Below are 23527 nucleotides of genomic sequence, written 5' to 3'. Positions count from 1 at the left end.
ATGGCGAAAGCGAAGAAGAAGAAAAGCAAGAAGGCCAAAAAGGCGAAGAAGGTTGTAGCGGCGAAGAAGAAGACCGCGAAGAAGGCGACAAAGAAAGCCGCCAAGAAGTCCGCGAAAAAATCCGCAAAGAAGTCTGCAAAGAAATCGGCCAAGAAGGCTGCGCCGAAGAAGGCCGCCACTGCAAAGAAGGCGGCCAAGAAAGTCGCCAAGAAAGCGGCGCCCAAGAAAAGCGCGGCCAAAAAGAGCGCGGTCAGGGCGAAGCCTGCGCCGGCTCCAACGGAAGCTCCGGCTCCAGCTGCCTCGCCGACACCGGAAACGAGCTGGGCGACGCCTTCGCCTGCTGGGGACCAAGCACCGGCCGAAGGGTAGGGCTAAGGCCCTCCCACATCTTCCAACGACTGCGAACAGAAGGGCCGTAGCGACGACGCTGCGGCCTTTTTGCATCGCCGCCGGCGCCCCGATTAGCCGCCACATCCTGCCTCGTCTGATTCGTAGCGTGGGTGCTACAATCTTTCGGTTTCCGTACTATCACGGCCCTTCCTGCGCACTTCGCAATGCAAATAATGTGGTCGGGAAGCAACACACGCTGACAACCTTTCATGGAATCGTCAGAACGCCTAAAAAGTCGGCAGATGCCCGCGCTTTTTGCTTCACGGGGCGCCTCCTCCCATACAGATTGCCGGAGTTAAGCAATTTTGCAGTCAGGTCGTATGCCCCGGGGGGCTTCCGGGATCGACTGGGGTTTAAGAACCGGTGATGGGGATCGAAATGAAAAAAGTGGCTTTGTTGGCAACGGCGCTGGCAATGGTGACGGGCTCGGCTTTCGCGGCAGACATGCATGTGAAGGCATTGAAGGCTCCGCCGCCGCCCGCCTTCGACCCCTGGGATATCGCCTTCGGCGGCGCGATCATGAGCGACTACATCTTCCGCGGTATCACCCAGTCGAATCACAAGCCGTCGGTCGCGGCCTATTTCGAGCCGCGCTACAACGTCACCAAGGACCTCCAGCTCTATGTGGGCGTTGCCGGTGAGAGCATCTCCTTCCCCAACCGCGCTGCGGCCGAGATCGATATCTACGGCGGTATTCGCCCGACCTTCGGAGCGTTTGCCTTCGACATCGGTGTCTGGGGTTACCTGTACCCGGGCGGCACCTGCTATTTCGGCGCTCCCGGCATCGACAACGCCGGCGTGTTCCAGGGAGCTGACTGCGCCGAGAAGGCCTTGCTCAACACCAACGTGATCAAGAAGGACCTGAGCTTCTTCGAAGTCTACGGCAAGATGACTTATACGGTGAACGACAACTGGTCGTTCGGCGTGACCGAGTACTACACCCCGAGCTACCTGAACTCGGGCGCCTGGGGCAACTACGCTTCGATCACCGGCAAGTACATTGCGCCCAGCACGATCTTCGGTTCGAGCGGCGTCGGCATGTACGTCTCGGGTGAGTTCGGCCGTCAGTGGCTCGGCACCTCCGACAGTTTCTATGGCGTCCCGGCCTTCCCGAACGGCATCAAGTATGCTGACTACAACACCTGGAACATTGGCGTCGGTTTCACCTACAAGGTCATGACGCTGGACCTGCGCTACTCCGACACCGATCTGTCGAAGGGCGACTGCAACGCTTTCACCAGCGACTTCTCAGCCCGTGGCAACATCGCGGCCAACTTGGGCACGAATATTACCCCGATCAATCCGACCGGCGTCGGCTCCAATTGGTGCGGCGCGGCCGGTATCGCCAAGCTGTCGTTCGACCTGACGGCGATGAGCAACCTGAAGTAAGCTTCTTCCCGAGACGAATTGGGCAAGGGCGGCAGAGCGATCTGCCGCCCTTTTGCTTTGGCGGCATTGCCGGAATTTGCAATGTGAGCTTGCAGGCGCTTCTTCGGGCCCCTCGAACGTAGCAATCGAATATGGCGCGCGTGGCCGCATCGTCATGGCCGGGCTTGACCCGGCCATCCACGTCTATCCCCGAGGAAGGGAAGAACGTGGATGCCCGGGACAAGCCCGGGCATGACGAGTTTGAGGGCTGCTGTTTGCCCGGCGGGCCGAACCGGTAGCCATCACGCCGTGCTCAGCGCACCCCGTTCGGCTCGGCGCGGGCCGGCTTGCCGGCGTCGCTGAGGACGTGGATCTCGCCATCCTTCGCCATCGTCATCTTGCGGGTGTGGAAGGCGTCGAGCGTCGAGCGGTGGCCGATCGAGACGATAGTGGCCCGCGGCAGCTTCTCTGCCAGGAGCCGGTACAGCCGGGCCTCGGACGGTTCGTCCAGCGAGGCGGTGGCCTCGTCCAGGAATAGGTAGTCGGGCCCATGCAGCAGCGCGCGGGCAAGCCCCAGGCGCTGCTGCTCACCGAGCGACAGCATCCGATTCCAATGGCCGTCCTCCTCGAGCCGTTCGGCCAGGTCCGGCAGCCCGACCGCGACGAGGGCGTCCCGGACCTGCGTCGTTTCGAACGCGCCGGGTGCTGCGGGATATACCACGGCGTCCCGCAGCACACCGACCGGGAAATATGGCCGCTGCGGCAGCATCATCAGCTTCGCCTTCTCGGGAATGACGATGGTGCCGGTGCCAAACGGCCAGATGCCGGCAATGGCGCGGAACAGCGTCGACTTGCCCGAGCCCGACGGCCCCGTGACGAGCACCCGCTCCGGGGCATGGATGGCGAATGCGTCCGCGACGACCAATGGCGCTCCATTCGGCAGGTTCACGCGGAGCTGCTCGAGGCCGATCGCGCGGCTGCCGCCCGCTGCCTTGATGCCGATCGTCGGCTCGTATTCAGCGAGCCTGCTGGTCGAACGCACTGACATCTCGAATCCGTCGAGACGGGCAACCACGGCGCGCCATTCGGCAATCGAGCGATAGGCCGTCACGAAGAACGACAATGCGCGCTGCACGCTGCCGAAAGCCGAGCCGGTCTGCATCATATCGCCGAGCTGAATCCGCTTGGCGAAATAGGCTGGCGCCACCAGCGCATAGGGAACGATCACGGCAGCCTGGCTGTAACTCGCCGTGAATGCAGTGAGGCGCTTGGTCCGGCCCATGATCGCGTACCAATTGCCGACGACGCGGCCGAACCGGTCCAGCAGGCGCCCACGTTCGGCGCCTTCGCCGTTCAACAGCGCAATCTGCTCGGAATTCTCCCGCACGCGGACGAGGTTGAAGCGGAAGTCCGCTTCATAGCGCTGCTGCTCGAAATTGAGATTGACCAGCGGTGCGCCGATCAAGTGCGTCAGCGCGGTGCCGAAGATCGCATAGATCAGCGCACCCCAGCATAGATAGCCGGGGATCACGACATCGGCCCCGAAAATGTGCAGGGGCGCGGCATTGGAGAGGCCCCAGAGGATGATGACAAAGGAGAACAGTGTCACGATCGACGAGAGCAGGCCTAGGCCGATGGTCAGGGTCTGTTCGACGAAATTCTTGACGTCCTCGGTGATGCGCTGGTCCGGGTTGTCCGCCGCATCGCCCTTGAGCTGCATCCGGTAATGCGTGGCGTCCTCGAGCCATTCGCCGAGATAGTGGCGCGTCAACCATTGCCGCCAGCGAATCTGGAGCCACTGGTTCAGGTAGAGCTGATAGACCGCCAGCGCGACGAAGCTGGCGGCGAGGATGACGAAGAACCAGACTTCGCTGACGAACCTGTCCCAGTCGTAGGCCTGGAGCGCGGTGTAGAATCGGTTTTGCCACTGGTTAAAGAGGACGTCGATCGCGACCAGCGACAGCTCGATCGCAATCACCGCGGCGAGCAGGCCGCCGCCGGCCCATTTGTCCTCCGATCGGAAATAGGGGATGGCGATTCGCCAAACGGTCGCGAGCGTCGCGCGGATGTTCTTCACAGAGGGGGGTCTCCTGCGGGGTATGCGCAAATGCCCGGAGCCAGACGGCTAAGGCAGCGGCGGCCATGAGCGCGCTTAGACTAAAGTCGCAAGTTCTGCAATTTGCATTGGCTTGTCCGGGCCGGCAACCCTAGCATGGCCTTAGCGGCGCGGGGTAGGACCTCCAGGACTTCGCGAGCTTGTGAGCGATCTCGCTGAGCCTGTTTCGCGACCGCGTGTACGGCCGCGCGAAACCATGCGGAATATCGCTGGTTCCACAGGGTTTAAGCCGCACAGATAACCGCTCAGAAGAGCGGAATAACCACCTACAGGGAGGTAGCAATGTCCAACGAAGCCACCAAACCGAAGACCAGCCGTCGCAGGTTTCTTGTTGCGGCGGGAACTGCTGCCGTCGCCGCGCCCTACATCCGGGATGCCAAAGCTGCCGAGACCGTCACCTGGAAGGTGCAGACCTCATGGCCGGCCGGCGTGGGACTCGCAACATTCAAGCAATGGTGCGGCACGATCAAGGAGAAGACCGGCGGCGAACTGGAATTCAAACCATTTGCTGCAAAGGAAATTGTCGGCGATTTCGAACTTCTGGACGGCGTCAAGAACGGTGTGCTGGAGGCAATGAACTCGTTCACGCTTTACTGGGCTGGCAAGGTGCCAGCCACCGCGTTCCTGTCATCCTACCTGATGGGACTGCGCTACCCCCATGAATGGGATGTGTTCTTCTACGGCAATGGCGGTCTGAAGCTTGCGCGCGACGTTTTTGCCAAGCAGGGGCTCATGTATGTCGGCCGCATCCATCATGGTCCGAACATCATCCATTCCAAGAAGCCGATCCGGTCCATCGATGATTTCAAGGACCTGAAGCTGCGCGTGCCGGGTGGCATGATTGCCGAGGGTTTTGCCGCCATTGGCGCAAGGACGACCCTGCTTCCCGGCGGCGAGGTATTCTCGGCGCTCGAGAAGGGCACGATCGAAGCCGCGGACTACACCGGACCGGCGGTCAATTGGGACCTGGGCTTCCAGCAGGTTGCGAAATACATCTGGATGGGCCCGGTTGGCCTGGAGTCGATCTACCAGCCGGTGGACCTGATGGATTTCTGTGTCGGCCTCACGCACTGGAATAAGCTGTCGCCTAAAATGCAGCAATGGGTGGAAAACGAAATCCAAGCTTACTCGGCCCTTCATCACGGGGCGGTTCAAAAGGCCGATATGGAGGCCTGGGGCAAGTTCGAGAAGGCTGGCATCGAGATCAATCGGCTGCCGGCTGAGGACCTTGAAAAATTCCAGAAGGTTGCGGTGCCGATCTGGTTCAAATGGGCGAACAAGGACAAGGATGCCGCGCGGATCTTCAAGGCGCAGCTCGAAGTGATGGAATCGCCCAGTTTCGGCTATGTAACGCCGGACATGTACAAAGGACAAAAACTGGATCTCTGAAATCCCGCTGCGGGCGCATCAGGCAGGAAGACGCTGTACGCGTCTTCCTGCCTTCTCCGCCACACTCTCGTCCGCTCCGATCTGCAGTCCGCTGCGTCCTTGAGGCAAAGAAATGCCAAGTCTGAACTTCGTGCTGCCCCATTGGCTCTATTGGGGCACGCTGTTGTTGTTTCCACTGATTGCGATCTACCTCGTCAAACGCGAAAAGCAGCGCGGCACGCTGCGCGGTCCTTCGCTGTTCATCGCTTATCTGTTCTGGCTGTGCTCAGGCTTCATGGGCCTGCACCGCTTGTATCTGCGCAATCTCTGGGGCTTCGTTTTCATCCCGGTCTTTCTGGTCATCCTCTTTGCCAATGTCGAGATCCGGGACCGGCGCGAGGATGTCTCTCGCACCCGGGCCGCGGTCGAGAAGTCTCACACCTTGATCAGACGCGCGCAAATCCCGCCGAACATCGCTCCGACGCAAGAAATGACGGAAGCCCTGCAAAAAGCGCAGAGCCAGGGCCGCGTCACTGAGCAGGAGTTCGCGCAGGCCGAGGGCAGCCTCAATGACTGGCGCAATTACTCACGCTGGCTCGCAATCTTGATGGCGGCGATGCTGATCGCAGATGCCGTTCTGCTGCCGCGGCTGGTCCGGCGGGCGGGCGAAGCCGAAGCTGACGGGCGCATCGCGTCTCCGGCGGCCGAAGCCGTGCCCGATCTTCCGCTGGCCGGGACCCATGAAGATCCAACGCTGGGCCTGCACACCCGCCTGACCGACTGGATCGAGGCGGTCAACGTCCGTGCGGGAGAGTTCGTGGCCTATTGGGCAGTTATTTCGGTGTTCGTCTACTATTACGAGGTCATTGCGCGGTTCGTTTTCAACTCACCTACCAATTGGGTTCATGAAAGCATGTTCTTGATGTACGGCATGCAATACATGCTCGCGGGTGCGTTTGCCTATCGCGAGGATCAACACGTCCGCGTCGACGTGATCTATGCGAAATTTTCGCCGCGCGGCAAAGCCCTCGCCGACATCATTACCTCCATCTTCTTCTTCATCTTCGTCGGAGTGCTGTTCTGGACAAGTTGGCGATTTGCAGCCGACTCGATCAGCAATGACGAGCACTCCTTCACGGAGTGGGGCGTGCAGTATTGGCCGGTCAAACTGATGATGCCGATCGGCGCCGGGCTTCTGTTTCTCCAGGGCATCGCCAAGTTCATCAAGGACATTGCGTTTCTGTCGCGGGGGAGAGCCTGAGCCATGGGCTGGGATATCGATATTGCGTGGCTCACGCTCCTGATGTTCGGCTCGCTCGGGGTGCTCCTCGCGCTCGGGCTGCCGATGGCCTTCTGCACCGGAAGCCTTGCGGTGGTCTTCCTGTTCCTGTTCGGCAACTCCGCCGTCCTGAACATGACCCCGGCGCGCATATTTCCCTTCATGACCGATTATCAACTCTCGGCTGTCCCGCTGTTCATCTTCATGGCGGCGATGCTGGAGAAGGCTGGCATCATCGAGGAGCTGTTCGATGCGGTCTATAAATGGCTCGGATCCGTCAAGGGCGGCCTCGCGTCCGCAACGGTCCTGGCGTGCACGGCGCTGGCCGCCATGGTCGGCGTGGTGGGAGCGACCGAAGTGACGATGGGCATGATCGCGCTGCCGGCAATGCTCAAGCGCGGCTATGACCAGAAACTGGCCTGCGGCTCGCTCTTGGCCGGCGGCACCCTGGGCATTCTGATTCCGCCTTCGGTGATGGCGATTGTCTATGCGGTCGTGGCGCAGCAATCGCTGGGAGAACTGCTGGTTGGCGCCATCTTCCCGGGATTCCTGCTGTCCGGCATGTACATCGGCTACATCACGGTCCGATGCTACATCAACCCCAGCCTCGGCCCCGCCTTGCCGAAGGAAGAGCGCGTCGACTTCTCCGAGAAGCTACGGCTGTTGCGAAACACCATCGCCCCCTTGCTGCTGATCGTCCTAGTGCTCGGGGTCATCTTCTTTGGTATTGCGACGCCGGTCGAGGCCGCGGGAATCGGCACCTTCGGCGCACTGTTCGTATCGGCGCTCCATCGCCGCCTGAACTGGCTCGCGGTCGAGGAAGCTGCGATCGCCACGCTGAAAGCGACCGCGATGGTGATGTGGATATTCTTCGGCGCCACCATGTTCGTCGGGTTCTTCATCCTCAAGGGCGGACAACAGTTCGTTGCGGAGTCCATTCTCGGAACGGGATTGCCCCCTTATGGAATCCTGACGTTGATGATGCTGATTCTGTTCGTACTCGGCATGTTCCTCGACTGGGTCGGAATCCTGCTGCTGACAGTTCCGATCTTCTTGCCGATCCTGAAGGGGTTGAACTGGGACGGTGTGCTTGGTCTGCCGGGATTGCCGCAGACTGACGTGCCGCTCTGGTATGGCGTGATCTTCATGGTCAACATGCAGATGGCTTTTCTCAGCCCGCCCTTCGGGTATTCGCTGTTCTATCTCAAGAGCGTGGCGCCGCCGGAGATCAGCATGGCCACGATCTTCAGAGCTTCGGTCAACTTCATGGTCTTGCAGGCCATCGGAGTGGCGCTTTGCATCGTCTTTCCGCAAATCATCCTCTGGCTTCCGAGCCTCGTCTACGCGCGGTGATCGGCCTTCGCCCGCGTCGGTCTCGCCAAGGTCCAAGGAGCCCGGGCGCACCGTGGCTCGACGCAAATCCGCGCGGAACCGATGTTCCACGGGAATTTTCGCGTCGTTCGCCGGCGAATCTTCTCAACGTCCTCGCCCTCTTATAGAAGATGCGGCAATCAGGTCGGTCGAGAGGTTCTATGGTTTCGCTCAAGCGGATGGTATGTGCGGTGGCCGCGGTGCTGCTGATGTCGGCGGCCGCGCGTGCCGAGGACGGCTTCCCCTTCGGCACCGAGATGACGCTGGAGGCGCTGCCGCAGCCCGGCTCGAAGCGGATCCCGAACATCGAGATCGGCGACAATGGCGAGGTGGCGCTGGAGCTCTGGTGCAAGGGCGGCAAGGGCCAGTTTTCCGTTGCCGGCAACACCGTGATCTTCGTCCCCGGCCAGATCCAGGACCGGTCCTGCCCGCCTGCGCGGGCTCAGGCCGACGACGATCTTGTCACGGCCCTCGGCAGCGTCGAGACCTGGAAGCGGCAGGGCGACGTGTTGACGCTTCTCGGCCCCAAGCCGCTGCGCTTTCGCGTCAACGGGAATTAGCTCCGCGAGCAGCACTCTCGTTTCCCGGACAAGGCGCAGCGCGTAAAGCGATGCGCCGCTGAGCCGGGACCCAGATTCTATCCGCAATCGAGCTTGTAACTTCTGGGCCCCGGCTCGGCAGCGCATCACTGACGTGCTGCGCTGCGTCCGGGGCACGATGCTCGGCCTATTTCCACACCGACTTGTCGGCGTCCCAGCGCTGGCCCTTGAGCTCTTTGATGAGCGCCTCGAGCGAGCCGTTGTCGTCGGGCTGATCGGCTTCCTCGTCGGCCGTGGCTTCGTCCGACAGGTTGAGCTTGGCGCCGCTGCTCTCGTCGGCGGTGGTGGTCGAGGGGCTGCCGATCCAGAGCATCAGCCGGTCGGTCGTGCCCGGTCTGTCGGGCGAGACGAGGCCGGCGACCTCGATCGTGTCGGTGAGCTCGAGCGCAGGAAAATCCTGGTTCGGCCGCTTGAAGACCAGCTTGAGCTTGCCGGTGGCCGGGTTGAAGCTTTGCGAGACCGGCTTGGCTGCGAGCGTTCTGCTCAGCACGTTTGCTACGGCGGCCGCGAGTTTGTCGCGGTTGATCTTGTCGCCGTCGCGCCAGTCGGCGGCGGGGATGCGGATGGTGCGGTCCATCTCGGTCATGCCTGCTGTCCAGCCCGCCGCGGTGACGCCCGGCATTGCCTTGAACTTTGCGAGCAGCGCGCCGGCGCGTTCCGGATCGACCGACATGTTGATGGTCTGCTCGCCGGCGCGCAGCGCATCGCAGCCGACGTTGAGGCTTGCCAGCGTCACCTCGACATCCTGGCCCTTCAGGCTCTTCAGGAAGTCGGTCGCAGCATCCAGCTTGACCTTGACCGCGATCGCTTCCGGAGAGACGTCGGTGAAATCCCTCGGTTGCGGCGTGATGCCGTCGTCGGAGGTCTGGTTGTCCAGAAATTCCCTCTCGCTGAGATCGGAATTGTCGGGCGAGGTGACCTCGGTCACGGCCTGGCCGATGCCGATCTGACCGCGGAATTCAAAGGTGTCGCCGGTCGGCTTGCGCAAGAGCTTGACGGTGACCGGCGCCTTCTCACTGATGCTCTGCGTCGTGCCCGTCAATGTCTGGCCCGCGACCTGGAGGTTGACGACGAAGCGGTCCTTGCGGTCGGAATTTTTTGCGACGGGATAGCAGACGTCGAGGACCGCTGAAGTGACCGTCTTGCCCTGCCGCGTTTCCTTCAGGATCACGTCGGCATTGCCGTCCATCAGCCCGTCGATCGAGGTGAAATAGCGCGTCTCGACGCCGCCCGGGGCGGTGGCCTTCGGAGAGAGCTTCATCTGGGCGGATGCGGGATCAAGTGACGTCGCGAGCAGAGCCGCCATAAGAGCCGTCGAACAAACCAGGAGCGCGCGCATCGATAGGTCCTCAAAGTCAGAATCGGCGCGTTACCGTAGTGGGTTTTGGCCGCCGGTTGAATCGGAAAGCTCGCACCATGGTCGGCAAAAAAGAAGGCCGCCCGGAGGCGGCCTTCGCATGATTGTAACGGAAGGGATGGGCTTTAGAAGCCGCCCATGCCGCCGCCGGCGGGCATCGCGGGCGCAGCTTCCTTCTTCGGCGTTTCGGCGACCATCGCCTCGGTGGTCACCAGCAGGCCGGCGATCGAGGCGGCGTCCTGGAGCGCGGTGCGCACCACCTTGGCGGGGTCGATGATGCCCTTCGCGACCATGTCGACATAGTCTTCGTTCTGGGCGTCGAAGCCGAAGGTCTCGGACTTGTTCTCCAGGATCTTGCCGACGACGATGGAGCCTTCGAGGCCCGCGTTCTCGGAGATCTGGCGGACCGGGGCTTCCAGCGCCTTCAGCACGATGTTGATGCCGGCCTGGACGTCGGCATTGGCGTTGGTGAGACGGCCCACCGCCTTCTTGGCACGCAGCAGGGCGACGCCGCCGCCGGGGACGATGCCTTCCTGCACCGCGGCGCGGGTGGCGTTGAGCGCGTCCTCGACGCGGTCCTTCTTCTCCTTGACCTCGATCTCGGTCGCGCCGCCGACGCGGATCACCGCGACGCCGCCGGCGAGCTTGGCGAGGCGCTCCTGGAGCTTCTCACGGTCGTAGTCCGAGGTGGTTTCCTCGATCTGGGCCTTGATCTGGCCGACGCGGGCCTCGATGTCGGGCTTCTTGCCGACGCCCTTGACGATCGTGGTGTTCTCCTTGTCGATCACCACCTTGCCCGCGCGTCCCAGCATTTTCACCGTGACGTTCTCGAGCTTCATGCCGAGCTCTTCCGAGATCAGCTGGCCGCCGGTCAGGATCGCGAGGTCCTCCAGCATGGCCTTGCGGCGATCGCCGAAGCCTGGCGCCTTGACGGCGGCAACCTTGAGGCCGCCGCGCAGGCGGTTGACGACCAGGGTGGCCAGCGCCTCGCCCTCGACGTCCTCGGCGATGATGACGAGCGGCTTGCCCGACTGCACCACGGCTTCCAGCACCGGCAGCATGGCCTGAAGGCCGGACAGCTTCTTCTCGTGCAGGAGGATGTAGGCGTCCTCGAGCTCGGCGGTCATCTTCTCGGCATTGGTCACGAAGTAGGGCGACAGATAGCCGCGGTCGAACTTCATGCCTTCGACGATGTCGACCTCGGTATCGAGCGACTTGTTCTCTTCGACGGTGATGACGCCCTCGTTGCCGACCTTCTGCATCGCCTGGGCGATCATCTTGCCAATGGCGGCATCGCCGTTGGCGGAGATGGTGCCGACCTGGGCGACCTCGGAGGAGGACGCGACCGGCTTGGCGCGCTTCTCGATGTCCTTGACGACAGCCGCCACCGCGGCGTCGATGCCGCGCTTGAGGTCCATCGGGTTCATGCCGGCGGCAACCGACTTAGCGCCTTCGCGCACGATCGCCTGGGCCAGCACGGTCGCGGTGGTGGTGCCGTCGCCGGCGAGGTCGTTGGTCTTGGAGGCGACCTCACGGACCATCTGGGCGCCCATGTTCTCGAACTTGTCCTCGAGCTCGATCTCCTTGGCGACGGTGACGCCGTCCTTGGTGATGCGGGGCGCGCCGAACGACTTCTCGATCAGGACGTTGCGGCCCTTGGGGCCGAGCGTCACCTTGACGGCGTTGGCGAGAATGTCGACGCCGCGCAGCATGCGTTCGCGCGCGTCTCCGGAAAATTTGACGTCTTTGGCAGCCATGTTCTTGCTCCTGAAAAACTTGAATCGATGAGGCGCCGCAGTTTTTCCTCGTCATTGCCGGGCTTGACCCGGCAATCCATCATCTTGCGAAAACGATGGATGCCCGGGTCGTCTGGCGCGAAGACGCGCTTCGCGCTTCTACCCGGGCATGGCAATGGAGCATTCAGCGGCTGTTCAGGCGTCCGGCCTTAGGCCATTACGCCCATGATGTCCGACTCCTTCATGATCAGGAGCTCTTCGTTGTCGATTTTGACCTCGGTGCCCGACCATTTGCCGAACAGCACGCGGTCGCCGACCTTGAGGTCGATCGGGATCAGCTTGCCGGCCTCGTCGCGGCCGCCGGGGCCGACGGCGACGACTTCGCCCTGGGACGGCTTTTCCTTGGCAGTGTCCGGAATGATGATGCCGCCCCTGCTCTTTTCCTCGGCGTCGATACGTTTGACCACGACACGGTCATGCAGCGGACGAAATCTGGATTTAGCCATGACGTTTCCCTTTGGAGGCTCGCTTCGGATGCAACAGAAGTGGGTTGGAGGCGGCGCTGCCGTCCGCCCTCTCCGAGATCGAACGACGCGCTTAGCAATCGACGTTTTCGAGTGCTAATAGTGCGCCTGGGAATATGGCTTGGCCGCGATCCTGTCAAGCAAGGTGGTTAAGCGATTGGTGAGGCGGATATAGGATTGTGGCTCCAGAAACTTATTTGCGGTGCTGGCGTATTCAAGGACGTCATTGCTCCAACCGTGGTTTTGCGCTTGGCTGCAGCAGGGGTGCGGTCGCGGTCTTGGTCGGGGGGCACTTTGCTCGGGGGAATAGCATGATCGGTTCAGCTCACGTGCGCACGGTTGCCAATCTGGCCGCCGCTTCCATGTTGGCGCTGCTGCTGGGCGCCTGCGGTGGCGGCATGAGCCTGCCGTCCTTCTCGTCGTCCTCGCCGCCGCCGGAAGCCGAGCCCGGCACCGGTCCGGAGATGCCGGCGAGCATCCGCGCCGACGAGATCGTCGGCCGCTGGGGCCTCGCCTCGTTCCAGAACCCGGCCGACCGCGCCCGGACCGAGGCCGCCGCCCGGGCCCAGTGCAAGAATCCCTATGTGATCACCGCCGGCTCCTCCGGCGGCGTGATCATGCATCTCGCCGACCAGGCGACGCCGCAGGAACTGCGGCTGAAGGGTTCGCCCAGCGGCAAGAATTATATCGGCCCGTCCGGTCCGACGCCGGGCGAGCAGGACCGCGAGATCGTCTCCTTCGACGGCCGCGTCCTGATCACCCGCTTCATCGACAAGGACGCCGCCACCCGCTACGGCAACATGGTCTACGTCCGCTGCGCGCCAAGGGCGTAAGGCGATAGCGAATGCGCACGCTGCACCCTCTCCCCTTGTGGGAGAGGGTGGCTTCGCTGCAAGCGAAGCCGGGTGAGGGGTTCTCTCCGCGAGTCACTCTGCCAGCTGCAATCGCGGACGGAACCCCTCATCCGGCGCTTCGCGCCACCTTCTCCCACAAGGGGAGAAGGAAGAAAGAAAGTTCGCGGGACGCACCAAAAACAAAAAAACGCCGGCGGGAGCCGGCGTTTTGTTTTTCTCTCCGTCGTGCCCGATCAGTCGAACAGCGCGTCGATGTCGTCCTGCGAGGCGTGGCCGATGTCGCCGGCGAGCTTCGGGCCGTTGAGAAGCTTTTCGTCTTCGCTGCGGGTGTCGGCCTGCGGCACGACGTGGGACTTGATCGCGTCGACGCCGCCCCAGATCTCCATCATCGCGTTGATGTGCTGCTCGATGAATTTCATCGTGCCCATGACCTTGCTGATGCGCTGGCCGGTCAAGTCCTGGAAGTTGCAGGCCTCGAAGATCGAGATGACGCGTTCTTGGATGTCGTCGGCCAGACGCTTCTGCTGGTCAGCCGACTGGACCTTGGCCATCGCACTGGCGGCCTGGTCGATCGACTCGGCGGCTTCGAGTATCTGCTGGGTCGCCTGCTCGGTGCCGCCGACTACGGCGCCGAGCTCGCCATTGACCTTGGCCATTTCGCCGCCGTCAAAGCTCTTGCCGTGCAGGGTCGCGATCTCGCGCTTGGTGCGGTCAATGGCGTCATGGATGAGGTCGAGTTCGACCTTCAGCTTCTCGCACTGCTCGATCTGAGCCCGGTACGTCTCCAGCATCGTGCGCGCGTCGGAGAGCTCCCGCTCCGTCGAGGCGTCGATCGCCGCCATGGCTGCGCTGCCGGACAGCGGGGCAGTGCCCTTCGCCATCTGTGCACGGATCGCGCGCAGCTCGGCCATGATCTCGCTATGCATCGGGATTGCCTCTTCGGTTACGTCGAGGATTGGCAATTCGCCACCGACGATATCTTCGACACGAAAACGTTTGCGGTGAACAGCCATCACGATACTCCCCCCACCTCACTCACGCGTCTTTGTAGGCAGAAGCGATTTAACACGAAGTTCACAGCAGGAACTGACATGCGGCCGCGCACGACGGCCGGCAAACGAGCGATTAACCATGCGTGCGCAGCGTTCACCGAAAATAAACGCTGATCGCCAAATTGCCTCTCGCTTGGCGACGTGGTGAATCGAAACGCCGTTTCCGTTTACCAAACAAAGTGGCTTTTGCTCTTTATTGACCACGTCGCGAGCGCGGACAGTCAGCGCGTTCGACGGCGAGTGCAACTAGACGAAACAGTACAGAGTACGTCGATGTTCAAGAAAATGTCTGTCGCGCTGCTCGGCAGCGCTTGCACCTTCATTGCCGGCGCCGATCGCGCGAGCGCCTTCGACAACACCGTGCCGAACGATCCGCCCGCGGTGCTCTATCAGCCGCAGGTGCCGCCGGCGCCGGTGCGCGTCGCATCCAATTCGAACATGGGCGGCGGCTTCATCGAATTCCTGTTCGGGGACGGGCCCGGCCGCGGTCCGGCTTACGCTCCGCAGCAGCCGATGTATCAGCAGCAGCCGGCCTATAACGATCCGCGCCGCCTGCCGCCGATGAGCGAGCCGCAGATGCAGGGCGCAGGCCTGCAGCAGGAGGCGATCGACCCGCGGCAGCGCCAGCTCGATCCGAAATTCGAGAAACAGCTTGTCGACTATAGCGGCAGGGAAAGCGCCGGAACCTTGGTGGTCGATACGCCGAACAAGTTCCTCTATCTCGTCGAAGGCAACGGCAAGGCGATGCGCTACGGCATCGGCGTCGGTCGTCCCGGCTTCACCTGGTCGGGCGTGAAATCGATCACGGCCAAGCGCGAATGGCCGGATTGGACGCCGCCCGCGGAAATGATCGCGCGGCGTCCCGACCTGCCGCGGCACATGGAGGGTGGCCCGGAAAATCCGCTCGGTGCGCGCGCGATGTATCTGGGCTCGACGCTCTATCGCATCCACGGCTCCAACGAACCCTGGACCATCGGCACCAACGTCTCCTCGGGCTGCATCCGCATGCGCAACGAGGACGTCATCGACCTCTACGGCCGCGTCAGTGTCGGCACCAAGGTGGTGGTGATGTGAGGTGTCAAGCGCCCGATGCGAGCCGTCGACTCTGCGCGCCCCAGCGGCTCGCGATGCGTGGCATCGAACTCGTCGCGTGCCGCCGGTTTGCAGCGTACTCCGGCCAACTATGATCTACGCTGGCTCACAGCGCCGCGCCGGCCGAGACGGGGAGCGACGGAGCAGCGATGACCACTTGATGAACGCGAACGCAGTGCGCGATGGGAACGGTTCAATCGCGGCGCCGATTGCTCTGCCGCCCTGACGCGCTCGTGCAGTCCCTCCAACTCGTATAGCTCGCTGATGAGATTTGATGTCATGTCGGTCAAGGTTGCAATGCGCTGCTGAAGTGGATTCATTTTTAAGACCCCGACTATACCAAGAGAGGCAACCACATCGGTGTGTGGGATGAGCAACGTGTTCTTTCAGATGAACACCCCTGTCTGAATTTGGAAATCCGGGAGTCTACGGCCTCGCGCGCGTCAGAGGGTGATTTCGTCTTTCATGGTGAACTCAGACGCGTCTCGCGATGTTCAGCGCAGTGCAATTCAGTAACACGCATTAGTCATATTATATTCGAAATCACTCTCTGCGTGATGCGCAGCGGCAGTGAAGGCGTTTGAGCTAATGCTGTGAAATGAAAACGGCCGCCTCAACGGCGGCCGTTACTCGGTGCAAGGAGCAGCGATCAGGCGTAATCGCTGCCGCCGTCGTCGCCGCCGCCGAAATCGCTGTCGTCGGCCATGTCCACGTTGTCGTCGTTATCGTTCTGATCGTTGTAATTGCGATCGTCATTCGATGCCTGATCAGCGAAGCCCTGGCGGGAATCGTTGCTGCGATCACCGCCGGAGCCGATATCGTTGAGGCCGGCGTCGCGGGCGAGCGAGCCGCCGGACTGGTCGCTACCACCCCACGGACTGCCGCCGCGATCACCCAAGGCGTTGGTGTCGCCGAAGGCTTGCTGGTGCGATCCGCCCATCATGCCGCGGATGCTCGAGAGCAGCAGCGAGCCGCCGACGACGCCGGCTGCGGCTGCCGCTGCCGTGCCGAGGAAGGAGCCGCCGCCTCCGCCCATCGGCGGAGCGCCGTAACCTTGGCCCTGGCCGGGAGCCTGCCCATAAGGCGGCTGGCCGTAACCCGGCTGGGTCTGCTGCATCGCGCCGCCGCTGTTCCAGACCGGCCGCGCGTCGCGCGGTGGCACGTTGGGAACCGAGCCGCGCGAGGGGCCCGAGCCGAATAGGCTTTCGCGCATGGTATCCAGGAAGCCGCCGGACTGAGCCTGCTCGGGCGCCTGCGCGCCCTCCAGCTCCTGGATGCGGGCATGCGCGCGCTTCAGCGCCTCGTCCTGCAACAGTACGGTCTGCACCAGCGCATAGATCGCGCCGGGTGCCTTGCGCAGCCCGTCTGAGATCGCAGCGATCGCGTCAGGGTCGCGCGGTGCATTTTCCAGTTTCGAAAGCCTGTCGAAAAGCTCGTCAACGAGCTGGCGTTCCTGCGGCGTCATGATCTGTCTCCTTCGCGCGAAACCAAGCGCGACGAGGATGTAGGGTTCCATTGTGGCCCCAACAGTGGCGCGCGGATTAAATTTCGGTATGCGACAAGCTGCCTCGCGGGCCCCGCTTTCGCCGGTTTCACCCCAGTGTCACGTTTTGCGCCGCGAGCAGCTGCGTGAAGGTTTCGCCAGCGAGATAGGCATGCTCGCGCTCGCGGACGTCCGTCATCGGATCAAGGCCGGTGAGGACGTCGTCGACGAAGCCAGGGTGGCACATGATGAGCCCGCCATCCGGCAGGCCCTCCAGGAATTGCCGCATCAGCTCGCCGAACTCGACCGCTCGCGTGAAGTCATAGGCTCCTGCAAAGCCGGGATTGAAGCTGAGGCCGGCGCTGCCGGCGCGGCGGCGGAATTGCGCGCTCAGGAGATCGAGCACCAGTGCCTTCGGCGAGGCCAGCCGCTGCATCAGCGGCAGGTCGCGGCCGCCCTGGCGCACCCAGGCTTTTGGCGCGACTTCGCTGACGGCATCGACGAAGCCGTCGCGCACCTGCGGAAAGAGCTGCACATGCTGGTGGCCGTCGACGAAGTCGGGGGCGCGCCCGAAAGCGTCCGCGAAGGCCGAAAGCTGCGCCTTCACCTCATTGCGGAAGAACTCGCGGTCGAGCCGCCGGGCAATGCCGGCGCGCAAGAGCTTCGGAAAGGCCAGGAACATGTCGCCGTCGAGCGGGCGGAAATGCATGGTCAGCGGCCGGAACGGCGCCGACAGCGTCACGTGCAATCCGATCGCGCAACGCGAGTCCGTCTTCGCCGCCGCCTGCAGTGCGTCGATCTCGCCGCGATCGATCGCGGGGCCAACCATCATCACCGAGGTGGCGTTGAGGCGGCTGCGTTCGATCAGGTCGCGGATGGCGCGGTTGACGCCCGGGCTGATGCCGTAATCGTCGGCGCAGAGCCAGATCCGCCGCGGCGTCGCGGCGGCGCTCATTCCGCCGCCGTCCTGTTCGAAGTTTCCTCGGCCTTGTGAGCCTCAAAGCGCTTCTCGCTGTGCTCGGCGACGAAGTAGATCGGGCGCGCCTTCAGCTCGGAGAGGATCTTGCCGATATATTCGCCGACGATGCCGATCATGATGAGTTGCACGCCGCCGATCGTCATCAGGCCGATCACGAGTGAGGGATAGCCGGGCACCTGCTTGCCAGTGGTCCAGACCTCCCAGAGGATCGACAGGCCGAACAGGAAGGCGCCGCCTGCCAGGATCACGCCGAGCAGGCTGGCAAAGCGCAGCGGCGCCACTGAAAACGACGTCAAGCCTTCGATCGAAAGACCGAGCAGGCGCGTGGCGCTGAAGGTGGTCACGCCATGGACGCGCGGCGCCGGCTCGTAGTCGACGCGGATCTGGCGGAAGCCAATCCAGCTTGCCAGTCCCTTGAAGAAGCGGTTGCGTTCGGGCAATTGCCTGAGAGCTGCGACCGCGCGCGGCGAGAGCAGGCGGAAGTCGCCGGCGTCCTCGGGGATCTTCTGGCGGGCGCCCCAATTGATCAGGGAATAGAAGCCGTGCACGGCGAGCCGGCGCAGGAACGTCTCGTTGTCGCGATGCGCCTTGGCGGTATAGACGACGTCGTAGCCATCCTCGATCCAGTGCCGCACCAGCTGCTCGACCAGCGCCGGCGGATGCTGGCCGTCGCCGTCCATGAACATCACGGCGCCGCGCCGCGCATGATCGAGGCCCGCCATCAGAGCGGCTTCCTTGCCGAAATTGCGCGACAGCGAGACCACCTGGACGTCGATCGCATCGGCCGGCAGGCTGCGTGCGATCGACAGCGTCGCGTCCGCGCTGCCGTCGTCGACATAGACGACCTCGCAGGCCAGCCGGTAGCGCTGCAGCAGGGTCTTGGCGAGATCGCAGATGCGCTGGTGCAGCGACGCCAGTCCCGCCGCCTCGTTGTAGACGGGGACGACGATCGACAGTCCCTTCGCCGCGGCGCCGGTGGCAGTGGTCGTCAGGCCGGAAACGTCAGAGCCCAGCGTCATCAATCAAGGTTCCAGATGCGTTCAAATTCTCTCAACAGCATATGGTAGCTGCCGTTTGCTGTCGCTACGCTGAACGGACCTGAGGCTCACCGCCGCAGGAACGCGTCCAGCCTGGCGAACAGCGGGTTCTCCCGGTCGAACACGTAGTCGAGCGAGACCACCGAGACCGTCTCGGCACCATGCTCGCGCAGAAAGCTCGCGAGCGCATAGAGCTGCCCCGGTGGGCAGTGCAGCGTGAGCATGCCTGACGAGGTCGGTCCGCCGAACGGGGTCTCGACCCCAAAGTTCTTGTGGGCCTGGTCGAGCAGGGCAGCGTCGCACTGCCTGAACCGGGTGCGGACCTCGCGGTATTTGTTGGCCCGCGCCCGCCCCGCGATGTGATCGAGAATCACGCGTGCGGTCTCCCGTGCCTGCGGTGACCAGTCGGCCTCCTTCGAGGCGACCAGATTGGCCTGGCTGCGCAGGATCACGCCGTCGTCGAGCACTCTCAGCCCGTTGGCAGCGAGCGTCGCACCCGTCGTGGTGATGTCGACGATCAGCTCGGCGGCGCCGGCTGCCGGCGCACCTTCGGTGGCGCCGGTGCTTTCGACGATGCGGTAGTCGGTGATGCGATGGCTTGAGAAGAAGGCGCGGGTCAGGTTGATGAACTTGGTCGCGACCCGCATCCGCATGTGATGCTGCTCGCGAAAGCCAGTGGTGACGTCGTCGAGGTCGGCCATGGTGCGGACGTCGATCCACGCCTGCGGCACGGCGACGACGACGTCGGCATAGCCGAAGCCCAGCCCCTCGATCAGCGCGACGTGCTGATCGGCGTCCGGGATGGTCTCGCGCACCAGATCTTCCCCTGTGACCCCGAGATGCGCCATGCCGCGGGACAATTGCGCGGCGATCTCGCCGGCCGAGAGGTAGGCCACCTCGACATTGTCGAGGCCCGCGATCGTGCCGCGATAGTCGCGTGCGCCGCCCGCCTTCGACAGCTTGAGCCCTGCGCGGGCGAAGAAGGCCTCGGTGTTTTCCTGAAGGCGCCCCTTGGAGGGAACGGCCAGGACGAATGGCGCGCTCATGATTTGAGCTCCTTGCGGCCGATCCGGGTCAGTGCGTCGACCCAGACAGAGAAGCCGACGGCGGGAATCGGCTCGGGCGACCCGAGCTGGGTCATCAGCCCGTCATAGCGGCCGCCGGCGACCAGCGGCTCGGCGCCGTTGCCGCTGTGATGCACCTCGAATTCGAAGCCGGTGTAGTAGTCGAGACCGCGCCCGAACGCGGTCGAGAAGCGCGTCTGCTTCACGTCGATGCCGCGTGCCGCCATGAAGCCGACCCGGCTCTCGAACTGGTCGATCGCGGCGGCAAGGTTGAGCTTTGCGTCGGCGGTGAGCGCGCGCAGCCCGGCGATCGCATCGTCCGGATTGCCCGATATCGCCAGGAAGCGCTTGAGCACGGCGATCGCCTCACGCGGCAGCGCGCCGCCCTTCAGCGTCGACTGCTCGAGGAAGCGGTCGGCGATCTCGGCCGTGGTGCGGCCGCCGACATTGGTGGTGCCGGCGATCGACATCAAATCGGTGACGAAGGCGAGCGCGGCCTTGCGGTCCGAGCCGGCGAGTGCCGCCAGCACGCCCTCATATTCGCTGCGGGTGGCGGTGGCCGCCTGCGCGAGCCGCTCCAGGTCCTGCTCCAGGCTGATCTTGCGGTTGAAATCCTTGACCAGGCGGCGGCGCCAGACCGGATAGAGGTCGAGCGCATCGAGCAGCGCGTTGAACAGCGCGACGTCGCCGGTGCGGATCTCGACGTCGCGCACGCCGAAGGCCGTGGTCGCCTCGAGCGCCAGCGCCAGCATCTCGGCATCCGCCGCGGCGCGGTCCTGACGGCCGAACGATTCGATCCCGGCCTGCAGGAATTCGCTGGCACGGCCGCTGCGGTAACGGAACACCGGGCCGAGATAGCTGAAGCCGGCCGGCTGGCCAGCACGTCCCGAGGCAAGATAGTCGCGCGCGACCGGAATGGTCAGGTCCGGACGCAGGCAGAGCTCCTCGCCGGAGAGATCCGTGGTCAGGTACAGACTCTTGCGGATGTCCTCGCCGGAGAGGTCGAGGAACGGCTCGGCCGGTTGCAGGATGGCGGGCTCGGCCCTGACATAGCCGGCCTGCGCGAACGACAACAGCAGCGTATCCGCCCAGGCGGCGGAGCCGGCAGCATTTGAGGTGGCAGTCGCGGTCATGACAGGGTCCATCGTCCGGCTGGAACCGGGCAGGGCAAGGAACGGAAGCGAGTTGGCGGAGGCCTTAGCATGGCCGGAAAGCGGTTTCGACCTCCAAAGGATCAATCGCTTAACGGGCGGCCAACGCACAGAAATCAGATGATCGAGCCGCCCCAATCGCCCAGCACCGCCTGCACCAGCGCCAGCGCCGCCACCGCGGCCGTATCGGCGCGCAGGATCCGCGGGCCCAGCGCCAGCCGCAGGATTTTGGGCTGCCGCAGCAGCAGCGCCCGCTCTTCCTCGGCAAAACCGCCTTCGGGGCCGATCAGGACGTCGATGCCAACTCTGCCTTGGTCGTGTCCGGCCTCACGCGCCTGTTGCAGGCTCTGAACGGGGCTTTCGGCCTCGGCCGCCTCGTCGCAGAATATTAGCAGGCGGTCGGCGGCGCGCTGACTTAGGAACCGCTCGAGCGGTACCGGTTCGGCCACGGCGGCGAGGCTCAGGATGCCGCATTGCTCGGCCGCCTCGGTGACATTGGCGCGCATGCGCTCGGTGTTGACGCGGGAGGTCTGGGTAAAGCGGGTCTGGACGGGTTGGAGGGTGGCGGCGCCCATCTCGACGGCCTTTTGCACCATGTAGTCCAGCCTGGCGTGCTTGAGCGGGGCAAAGACGTAGGCGACGTCGGGCAGCCGGTCCTGAGGCCGGGTCTGCTGGAGGATGACGAGACCGTCCGGCCGCTTGCGGCCCTCGATCGCGGCCTGCCACTCGCCGTCACGGCCGTTGAAGGCCAGGATCGGGGCCCCGGCGCCAAGTCTCAGCACATTGCCGAGATAATTGCTCTGGTCGCGGTCGAGCGCGACCCTGGCGTCCTGGGCAAGGGGGGCATCGACGAACAGGCGGGGGGCGCGGAAATCGTGAGAGGGCATCGTTCAGGTCCGATTTGCTGCCGTTCTTAACCGAAAGCAGCTATTTCGGGGGTAAATATTGCCAAACTGGTGTATCCCCGCGCCGCGCTCTTGCCCCATTCGACGGGTTGTTAAGGGCCGGCGGGAATCGTAAAAACGCGAACACGCTGGTTGCGCTTCAATTGGGAAGATGCCGAACCCGTAAGCTCCTGCCGGAGAGACTGCCTTGATGATCCGTCATCTGATGGTTCCGATCGCTGCCGCCATGCTCACCATGGGGCCCACGGGCGCCTATGCGCAGGGATTCCCGGCGCCGCTGCCCAGCCAGACTGCACCCAGTTCGGCTTTTCCGCCCGTGAACGGCTCGGCGCCGGTCGCCTCCGTCGGCGGCGCGCCGCAATCGTCCTTTCCCGTCAACGGCGCCGCGCCCGTCGGAGGCGCCGGCGCTTTCAGCGCGGCCCCGCCGACGCAAGGCGGGCCCGGCGAAGACTGCATGAAGGCCTTCATGCCGCTGCGCGAGGAAGCCGAGAAGCGCGGCAAGATGATCAAGGCCGCGAGCGACCGCCACGCCCCGCCCGACGAGGCCTGCAAGCTGATCCGCAGCTTCAGCCAGGCTGAAGGCAAATTGATCAAGTACATCGATTCAAACGCCGCCAAATGCGGAATCCCGCCGCAGGTCGGCGCGCAGATGAAGGACGGCCACAAGAACACCGAGGCCATGCAGACGAAGGTCTGCAACGTTGCGCAGCAGATGCAGCAGCAGCCGCGCGGTCCGGCCGGCCCGTCGCTGAGCGAGGTGCTGGGCTCCGGCTCGGCACCCGAGGCCAATGCCGGCAAGAAGGGCGGCAGCACCTTCGACACGCTCAATGGCAACGTCCTGACCCGATGAGTGATGCATCCGCCCGCGTTGCCGATGCCACCGGCAACTGGGTCGATACGCTTGCGCCGCAATGGGCGCGACCTTACTTGCGGCTCGCCCGCTTCGATCGCCCGATCGGCTCCTGGCTCCTGCTGATGCCGTGCTGGTGGTCGGCGGCGCTGGCCTCCGGCATGGCGCATGATCTCAGCCGGCTGCCGCTCACCATTCTCCTGTTCTTCGTCGGCGCCTTCGTGATGCGCGGCGCCGGCTGCACCTGGAACGACATCACCGACCGCGACCTCGACGCCAAGGTCGAGCGCACGCGCTCGCGCCCTCTGCCGTCGGGCCAGGTGAGCGCGAAACAAGCGCTGGCCTTCCTGGTTGCGCAGGCCCTGATCGGTCTCGTCGTGCTGTTGCAATTTAACCGCTTCGCGATCCTGACCGGGATCGCCTCGCTGGTGATCGTCGCGATCTATCCCTTCATGAAGCGCGTCACCTGGTGGCCGCAGATCGTGCTTGGTCTCGCCTTTTCATGGGGCGCCCTGATGGGATTTGCCGTCGTCTTCGCGCGCATCGATGTGACCGCGCTCGTGCTCTATGCCGGCGCGATTTCCTGGGTGATCGGCTACGACACCATCTATGCGCATCAGGACACCGAGGACGACGCGCTGATCGGCGTCAAGTCGACCGCGCGCCTGTTCGGCGCCCACACGCATCAAGCGCTGATCATGTTCTACGGGCTGGCGGTGATGCTGATCGGCGTCGCGCTGGCGTCAGGCGATGCGCGCTGGCCGGCCTGGCTGGGGCTCGCGGCGTTCGCCGCACATCTGGCGTGGCAGATCAGGCGGCTCAGGATCGACGATCCTGCGCTGTGCCTGCGCGTGTTCAAGTCGAACCGCGATGCCGGGCTGTTGTTGTTTGCGGGGTTGCTCGCCGACGCGGTGATGCGGGGGTCGTAGCATTGTAGGGTGGGTTAGTACTA

The 23527-nt window shown here is 63.8% G+C and carries 21 protein-coding genes; 10 read left to right on the top strand and 11 right to left on the bottom strand.

Going from position 1 to position 23527, the window contains the following annotated elements:
• A complete protein-coding gene (locus tag FXV83_RS01245; RefSeq protein WP_148736977.1) occupies positions 1-369 on the top strand; it encodes a histone in 369 nt (122 codons plus the stop codon).
• 399 nt (positions 370-768) lie between these two features.
• The gene (locus tag FXV83_RS01240) at positions 769-1779 is read left to right on the top strand and encodes a TorF family putative porin (protein ID WP_148736975.1); all 1011 of its coding nucleotides are present in this window, start codon (positions 769-771) and stop codon (positions 1777-1779) included.
• A 292-nt stretch (positions 1780-2071) separates the two neighbouring features.
• Here the strand turns inward: FXV83_RS01240 and FXV83_RS01235 are convergent, their stop codons facing one another.
• Positions 2072-3835 (bottom strand): ABC transporter ATP-binding protein/permease, encoded by a 1764-nt coding sequence (locus FXV83_RS01235; RefSeq protein ID WP_148736973.1) that lies wholly within the window; start codon positions 3833-3835, stop codon positions 2072-2074.
• A 321-nt stretch (positions 3836-4156) separates the two neighbouring features.
• On the opposite strand from FXV83_RS01235, the gene dctP reads away from it, so the two are divergent.
• The 4 genes from dctP to FXV83_RS01215 all read left to right on the top strand — a co-directional run bounded on the left by dctP (position 4157) and on the right by FXV83_RS01215 (position 8452).
• Positions 4157-5263, top strand: a complete 1107-nt coding sequence (gene dctP, locus FXV83_RS01230; RefSeq protein ID WP_148736971.1) for a TRAP transporter substrate-binding protein DctP — start codon at positions 4157-4159, stop codon at positions 5261-5263.
• A gap of 112 nt (positions 5264-5375) precedes the next feature.
• The gene (locus tag FXV83_RS01225; RefSeq protein ID WP_148736969.1) at positions 5376-6503 is read left to right on the top strand and encodes a TRAP transporter small permease subunit; all 1128 of its coding nucleotides are present in this window, start codon (positions 5376-5378) and stop codon (positions 6501-6503) included.
• Between the two features lie 3 nt (positions 6504-6506).
• Positions 6507-7874, top strand: a complete 1368-nt coding sequence (locus FXV83_RS01220) for a TRAP transporter large permease (RefSeq protein ID WP_148736967.1) — start codon at positions 6507-6509, stop codon at positions 7872-7874.
• 179 nt (positions 7875-8053) lie between these two features.
• Positions 8054-8452: an META domain-containing protein gene (locus FXV83_RS01215; RefSeq protein WP_148736965.1), complete on the top strand. Its 399-nt coding sequence runs from the start codon at positions 8054-8056 to the stop codon at positions 8450-8452.
• A 166-nt stretch (positions 8453-8618) separates the two neighbouring features.
• Here the strand turns inward: FXV83_RS01215 and FXV83_RS01210 are convergent, their stop codons facing one another.
• From FXV83_RS01210 to FXV83_RS01200, 3 genes are all read right to left on the bottom strand, one after another.
• Positions 8619-9830 (bottom strand): hypothetical protein, encoded by a 1212-nt coding sequence (locus FXV83_RS01210; protein WP_148736963.1) that lies wholly within the window; start codon positions 9828-9830, stop codon positions 8619-8621.
• A 143-nt stretch (positions 9831-9973) separates the two neighbouring features.
• The gene (gene groL, locus FXV83_RS01205; protein WP_148736961.1) at positions 9974-11605 is read right to left on the bottom strand and encodes a chaperonin GroEL; all 1632 of its coding nucleotides are present in this window, start codon (positions 11603-11605) and stop codon (positions 9974-9976) included.
• A 188-nt stretch (positions 11606-11793) separates the two neighbouring features.
• On the bottom strand, positions 11794-12090 hold the full coding sequence (locus FXV83_RS01200) for a co-chaperone GroES (protein WP_148736959.1): 297 nt from the start codon (positions 12088-12090) through the stop codon (positions 11794-11796).
• A 329-nt stretch (positions 12091-12419) separates the two neighbouring features.
• Here FXV83_RS01200 and FXV83_RS01195 point away from each other — a divergent pair, with 329 nt between their 5' ends.
• Positions 12420-12941: a hypothetical protein gene (locus FXV83_RS01195; protein ID WP_148736957.1), complete on the top strand. Its 522-nt coding sequence runs from the start codon at positions 12420-12422 to the stop codon at positions 12939-12941.
• A gap of 254 nt (positions 12942-13195) precedes the next feature.
• Here FXV83_RS01195 and FXV83_RS01190 read toward each other — a convergent pair whose 3' ends face one another.
• Positions 13196-13975: a protein phosphatase CheZ gene (locus FXV83_RS01190; RefSeq protein WP_148736955.1), complete on the bottom strand. Its 780-nt coding sequence runs from the start codon at positions 13973-13975 to the stop codon at positions 13196-13198.
• A gap of 312 nt (positions 13976-14287) precedes the next feature.
• On the opposite strand from FXV83_RS01190, the gene FXV83_RS01185 reads away from it, so the two are divergent.
• A complete protein-coding gene (locus FXV83_RS01185) occupies positions 14288-15088 on the top strand; it encodes a L,D-transpeptidase (protein ID WP_187435573.1) in 801 nt (266 codons plus the stop codon).
• 667 nt (positions 15089-15755) lie between these two features.
• Here the strand turns inward: FXV83_RS01185 and FXV83_RS01180 are convergent.
• The 6 genes from FXV83_RS01180 to FXV83_RS01155 form a co-directional block, all read right to left on the bottom strand.
• On the bottom strand, positions 15756-16571 hold the full coding sequence (locus tag FXV83_RS01180) for a DUF2076 domain-containing protein (RefSeq protein ID WP_148736951.1): 816 nt from the start codon (positions 16569-16571) through the stop codon (positions 15756-15758).
• Between the two features lie 127 nt (positions 16572-16698).
• Positions 16699-17544, bottom strand: coding sequence for a ChbG/HpnK family deacetylase (locus FXV83_RS01175; RefSeq protein WP_148736949.1), 846 nt, complete (start codon positions 17542-17544; stop codon positions 16699-16701).
• The gene (locus tag FXV83_RS01170; RefSeq protein ID WP_148736947.1) at positions 17541-18587 is read right to left on the bottom strand and encodes a glycosyltransferase family 2 protein; all 1047 of its coding nucleotides are present in this window, start codon (positions 18585-18587) and stop codon (positions 17541-17543) included. The genes FXV83_RS01175 and FXV83_RS01170 overlap by 4 nt, the downstream gene beginning before the upstream one ends.
• Before the next feature lie 86 nt (positions 18588-18673).
• Positions 18674-19651: an ATP phosphoribosyltransferase gene (gene hisG, locus FXV83_RS01165; protein ID WP_148736945.1), complete on the bottom strand. Its 978-nt coding sequence runs from the start codon at positions 19649-19651 to the stop codon at positions 18674-18676.
• The gene (locus tag FXV83_RS01160) at positions 19648-20802 is read right to left on the bottom strand and encodes an ATP phosphoribosyltransferase regulatory subunit (protein ID WP_148736943.1); all 1155 of its coding nucleotides are present in this window, start codon (positions 20800-20802) and stop codon (positions 19648-19650) included. The genes hisG and FXV83_RS01160 overlap by 4 nt, the downstream gene beginning before the upstream one ends.
• 134 nt (positions 20803-20936) lie before the next feature.
• The gene (locus tag FXV83_RS01155) at positions 20937-21707 is read right to left on the bottom strand and encodes a 16S rRNA (uracil(1498)-N(3))-methyltransferase (protein WP_148736941.1); all 771 of its coding nucleotides are present in this window, start codon (positions 21705-21707) and stop codon (positions 20937-20939) included.
• Between the two features lie 208 nt (positions 21708-21915).
• On the opposite strand from FXV83_RS01155, the gene FXV83_RS01150 reads away from it, so the two are divergent.
• Together FXV83_RS01150 and ubiA are read left to right on the top strand one after the other, a co-directional pair.
• A complete protein-coding gene (locus FXV83_RS01150) occupies positions 21916-22575 on the top strand; it encodes a hypothetical protein (protein WP_148737039.1) in 660 nt (219 codons plus the stop codon).
• Positions 22572-23504, top strand: a complete 933-nt coding sequence (ubiA, locus tag FXV83_RS01145; RefSeq protein WP_148736939.1) for a 4-hydroxybenzoate octaprenyltransferase — start codon at positions 22572-22574, stop codon at positions 23502-23504. Before FXV83_RS01150 ends, ubiA begins: the two co-directional genes overlap by 4 nt.
• Positions 23505-23527 lie beyond the last annotated feature (23 nt).

The sequence above is a fragment of the Bradyrhizobium hipponense genome, assembly GCF_008123965.1.
Classification (GTDB): domain Bacteria; phylum Pseudomonadota; class Alphaproteobacteria; order Rhizobiales; family Xanthobacteraceae; genus Bradyrhizobium; species Bradyrhizobium hipponense.
The sequence above is the reverse complement of the archived record's forward strand: the minus strand, read 5'-3'. Positions and strand labels throughout refer to the sequence as shown.

What these genes read in the sequence shown, in the direction of transcription:
- FXV83_RS01200 (WP_148736959.1), bottom strand. Translation starts at nt 12,090, where the DNA reads ATGGCTAAATCCAGATTTCGTCCGCTGCATGACCGTGTCGTGGTCAAA.
- FXV83_RS01155 (WP_148736941.1), bottom strand. Translation starts at nt 21,707, where the DNA reads ATGCCCTCTCACGATTTCCGCGCCCCCCGCCTGTTCGTCGATGCCCCC.
- FXV83_RS01185 (WP_187435573.1), top strand. Translation starts at nt 14,288, where the DNA reads ATGTTCAAGAAAATGTCTGTCGCGCTGCTCGGCAGCGCTTGCACCTTC.
- FXV83_RS01170 (WP_148736947.1), bottom strand. Translation starts at nt 18,587, where the DNA reads ATGACGCTGGGCTCTGACGTTTCCGGCCTGACGACCACTGCCACCGGC.
- FXV83_RS01240 (WP_148736975.1), top strand. Translation starts at nt 769, where the DNA reads ATGAAAAAAGTGGCTTTGTTGGCAACGGCGCTGGCAATGGTGACGGGC.
- hisG (WP_148736945.1), bottom strand. Translation starts at nt 19,651, where the DNA reads ATGAGCGCGCCATTCGTCCTGGCCGTTCCCTCCAAGGGGCGCCTTCAG.
- FXV83_RS01150 (WP_148737039.1), top strand. Translation starts at nt 21,916, where the DNA reads ATGATCCGTCATCTGATGGTTCCGATCGCTGCCGCCATGCTCACCATG.
- FXV83_RS01215 (WP_148736965.1), top strand. Translation starts at nt 8,054, where the DNA reads ATGGTTTCGCTCAAGCGGATGGTATGTGCGGTGGCCGCGGTGCTGCTG.
- FXV83_RS01160 (WP_148736943.1), bottom strand. Translation starts at nt 20,802, where the DNA reads ATGACCGCGACTGCCACCTCAAATGCTGCCGGCTCCGCCGCCTGGGCG.
- groL (WP_148736961.1), bottom strand. Translation starts at nt 11,605, where the DNA reads ATGGCTGCCAAAGACGTCAAATTTTCCGGAGACGCGCGCGAACGCATG.
- dctP (WP_148736971.1), top strand. Translation starts at nt 4,157, where the DNA reads ATGTCCAACGAAGCCACCAAACCGAAGACCAGCCGTCGCAGGTTTCTT.
- FXV83_RS01180 (WP_148736951.1), bottom strand. Translation starts at nt 16,571, where the DNA reads ATGACGCCGCAGGAACGCCAGCTCGTTGACGAGCTTTTCGACAGGCTT.
- ubiA (WP_148736939.1), top strand. Translation starts at nt 22,572, where the DNA reads ATGAGTGATGCATCCGCCCGCGTTGCCGATGCCACCGGCAACTGGGTC.
- FXV83_RS01190 (WP_148736955.1), bottom strand. Translation starts at nt 13,975, where the DNA reads ATGGCTGTTCACCGCAAACGTTTTCGTGTCGAAGATATCGTCGGTGGC.
- FXV83_RS01175 (WP_148736949.1), bottom strand. Translation starts at nt 17,544, where the DNA reads ATGAGCGCCGCCGCGACGCCGCGGCGGATCTGGCTCTGCGCCGACGAT.
- FXV83_RS01225 (WP_148736969.1), top strand. Translation starts at nt 5,376, where the DNA reads ATGCCAAGTCTGAACTTCGTGCTGCCCCATTGGCTCTATTGGGGCACG.
- FXV83_RS01245 (WP_148736977.1), top strand. Translation starts at nt 1, where the DNA reads ATGGCGAAAGCGAAGAAGAAGAAAAGCAAGAAGGCCAAAAAGGCGAAG.
- FXV83_RS01210 (WP_148736963.1), bottom strand. Translation starts at nt 9,830, where the DNA reads ATGCGCGCGCTCCTGGTTTGTTCGACGGCTCTTATGGCGGCTCTGCTC.
- FXV83_RS01195 (WP_148736957.1), top strand. Translation starts at nt 12,420, where the DNA reads ATGATCGGTTCAGCTCACGTGCGCACGGTTGCCAATCTGGCCGCCGCT.
- FXV83_RS01220 (WP_148736967.1), top strand. Translation starts at nt 6,507, where the DNA reads ATGGGCTGGGATATCGATATTGCGTGGCTCACGCTCCTGATGTTCGGC.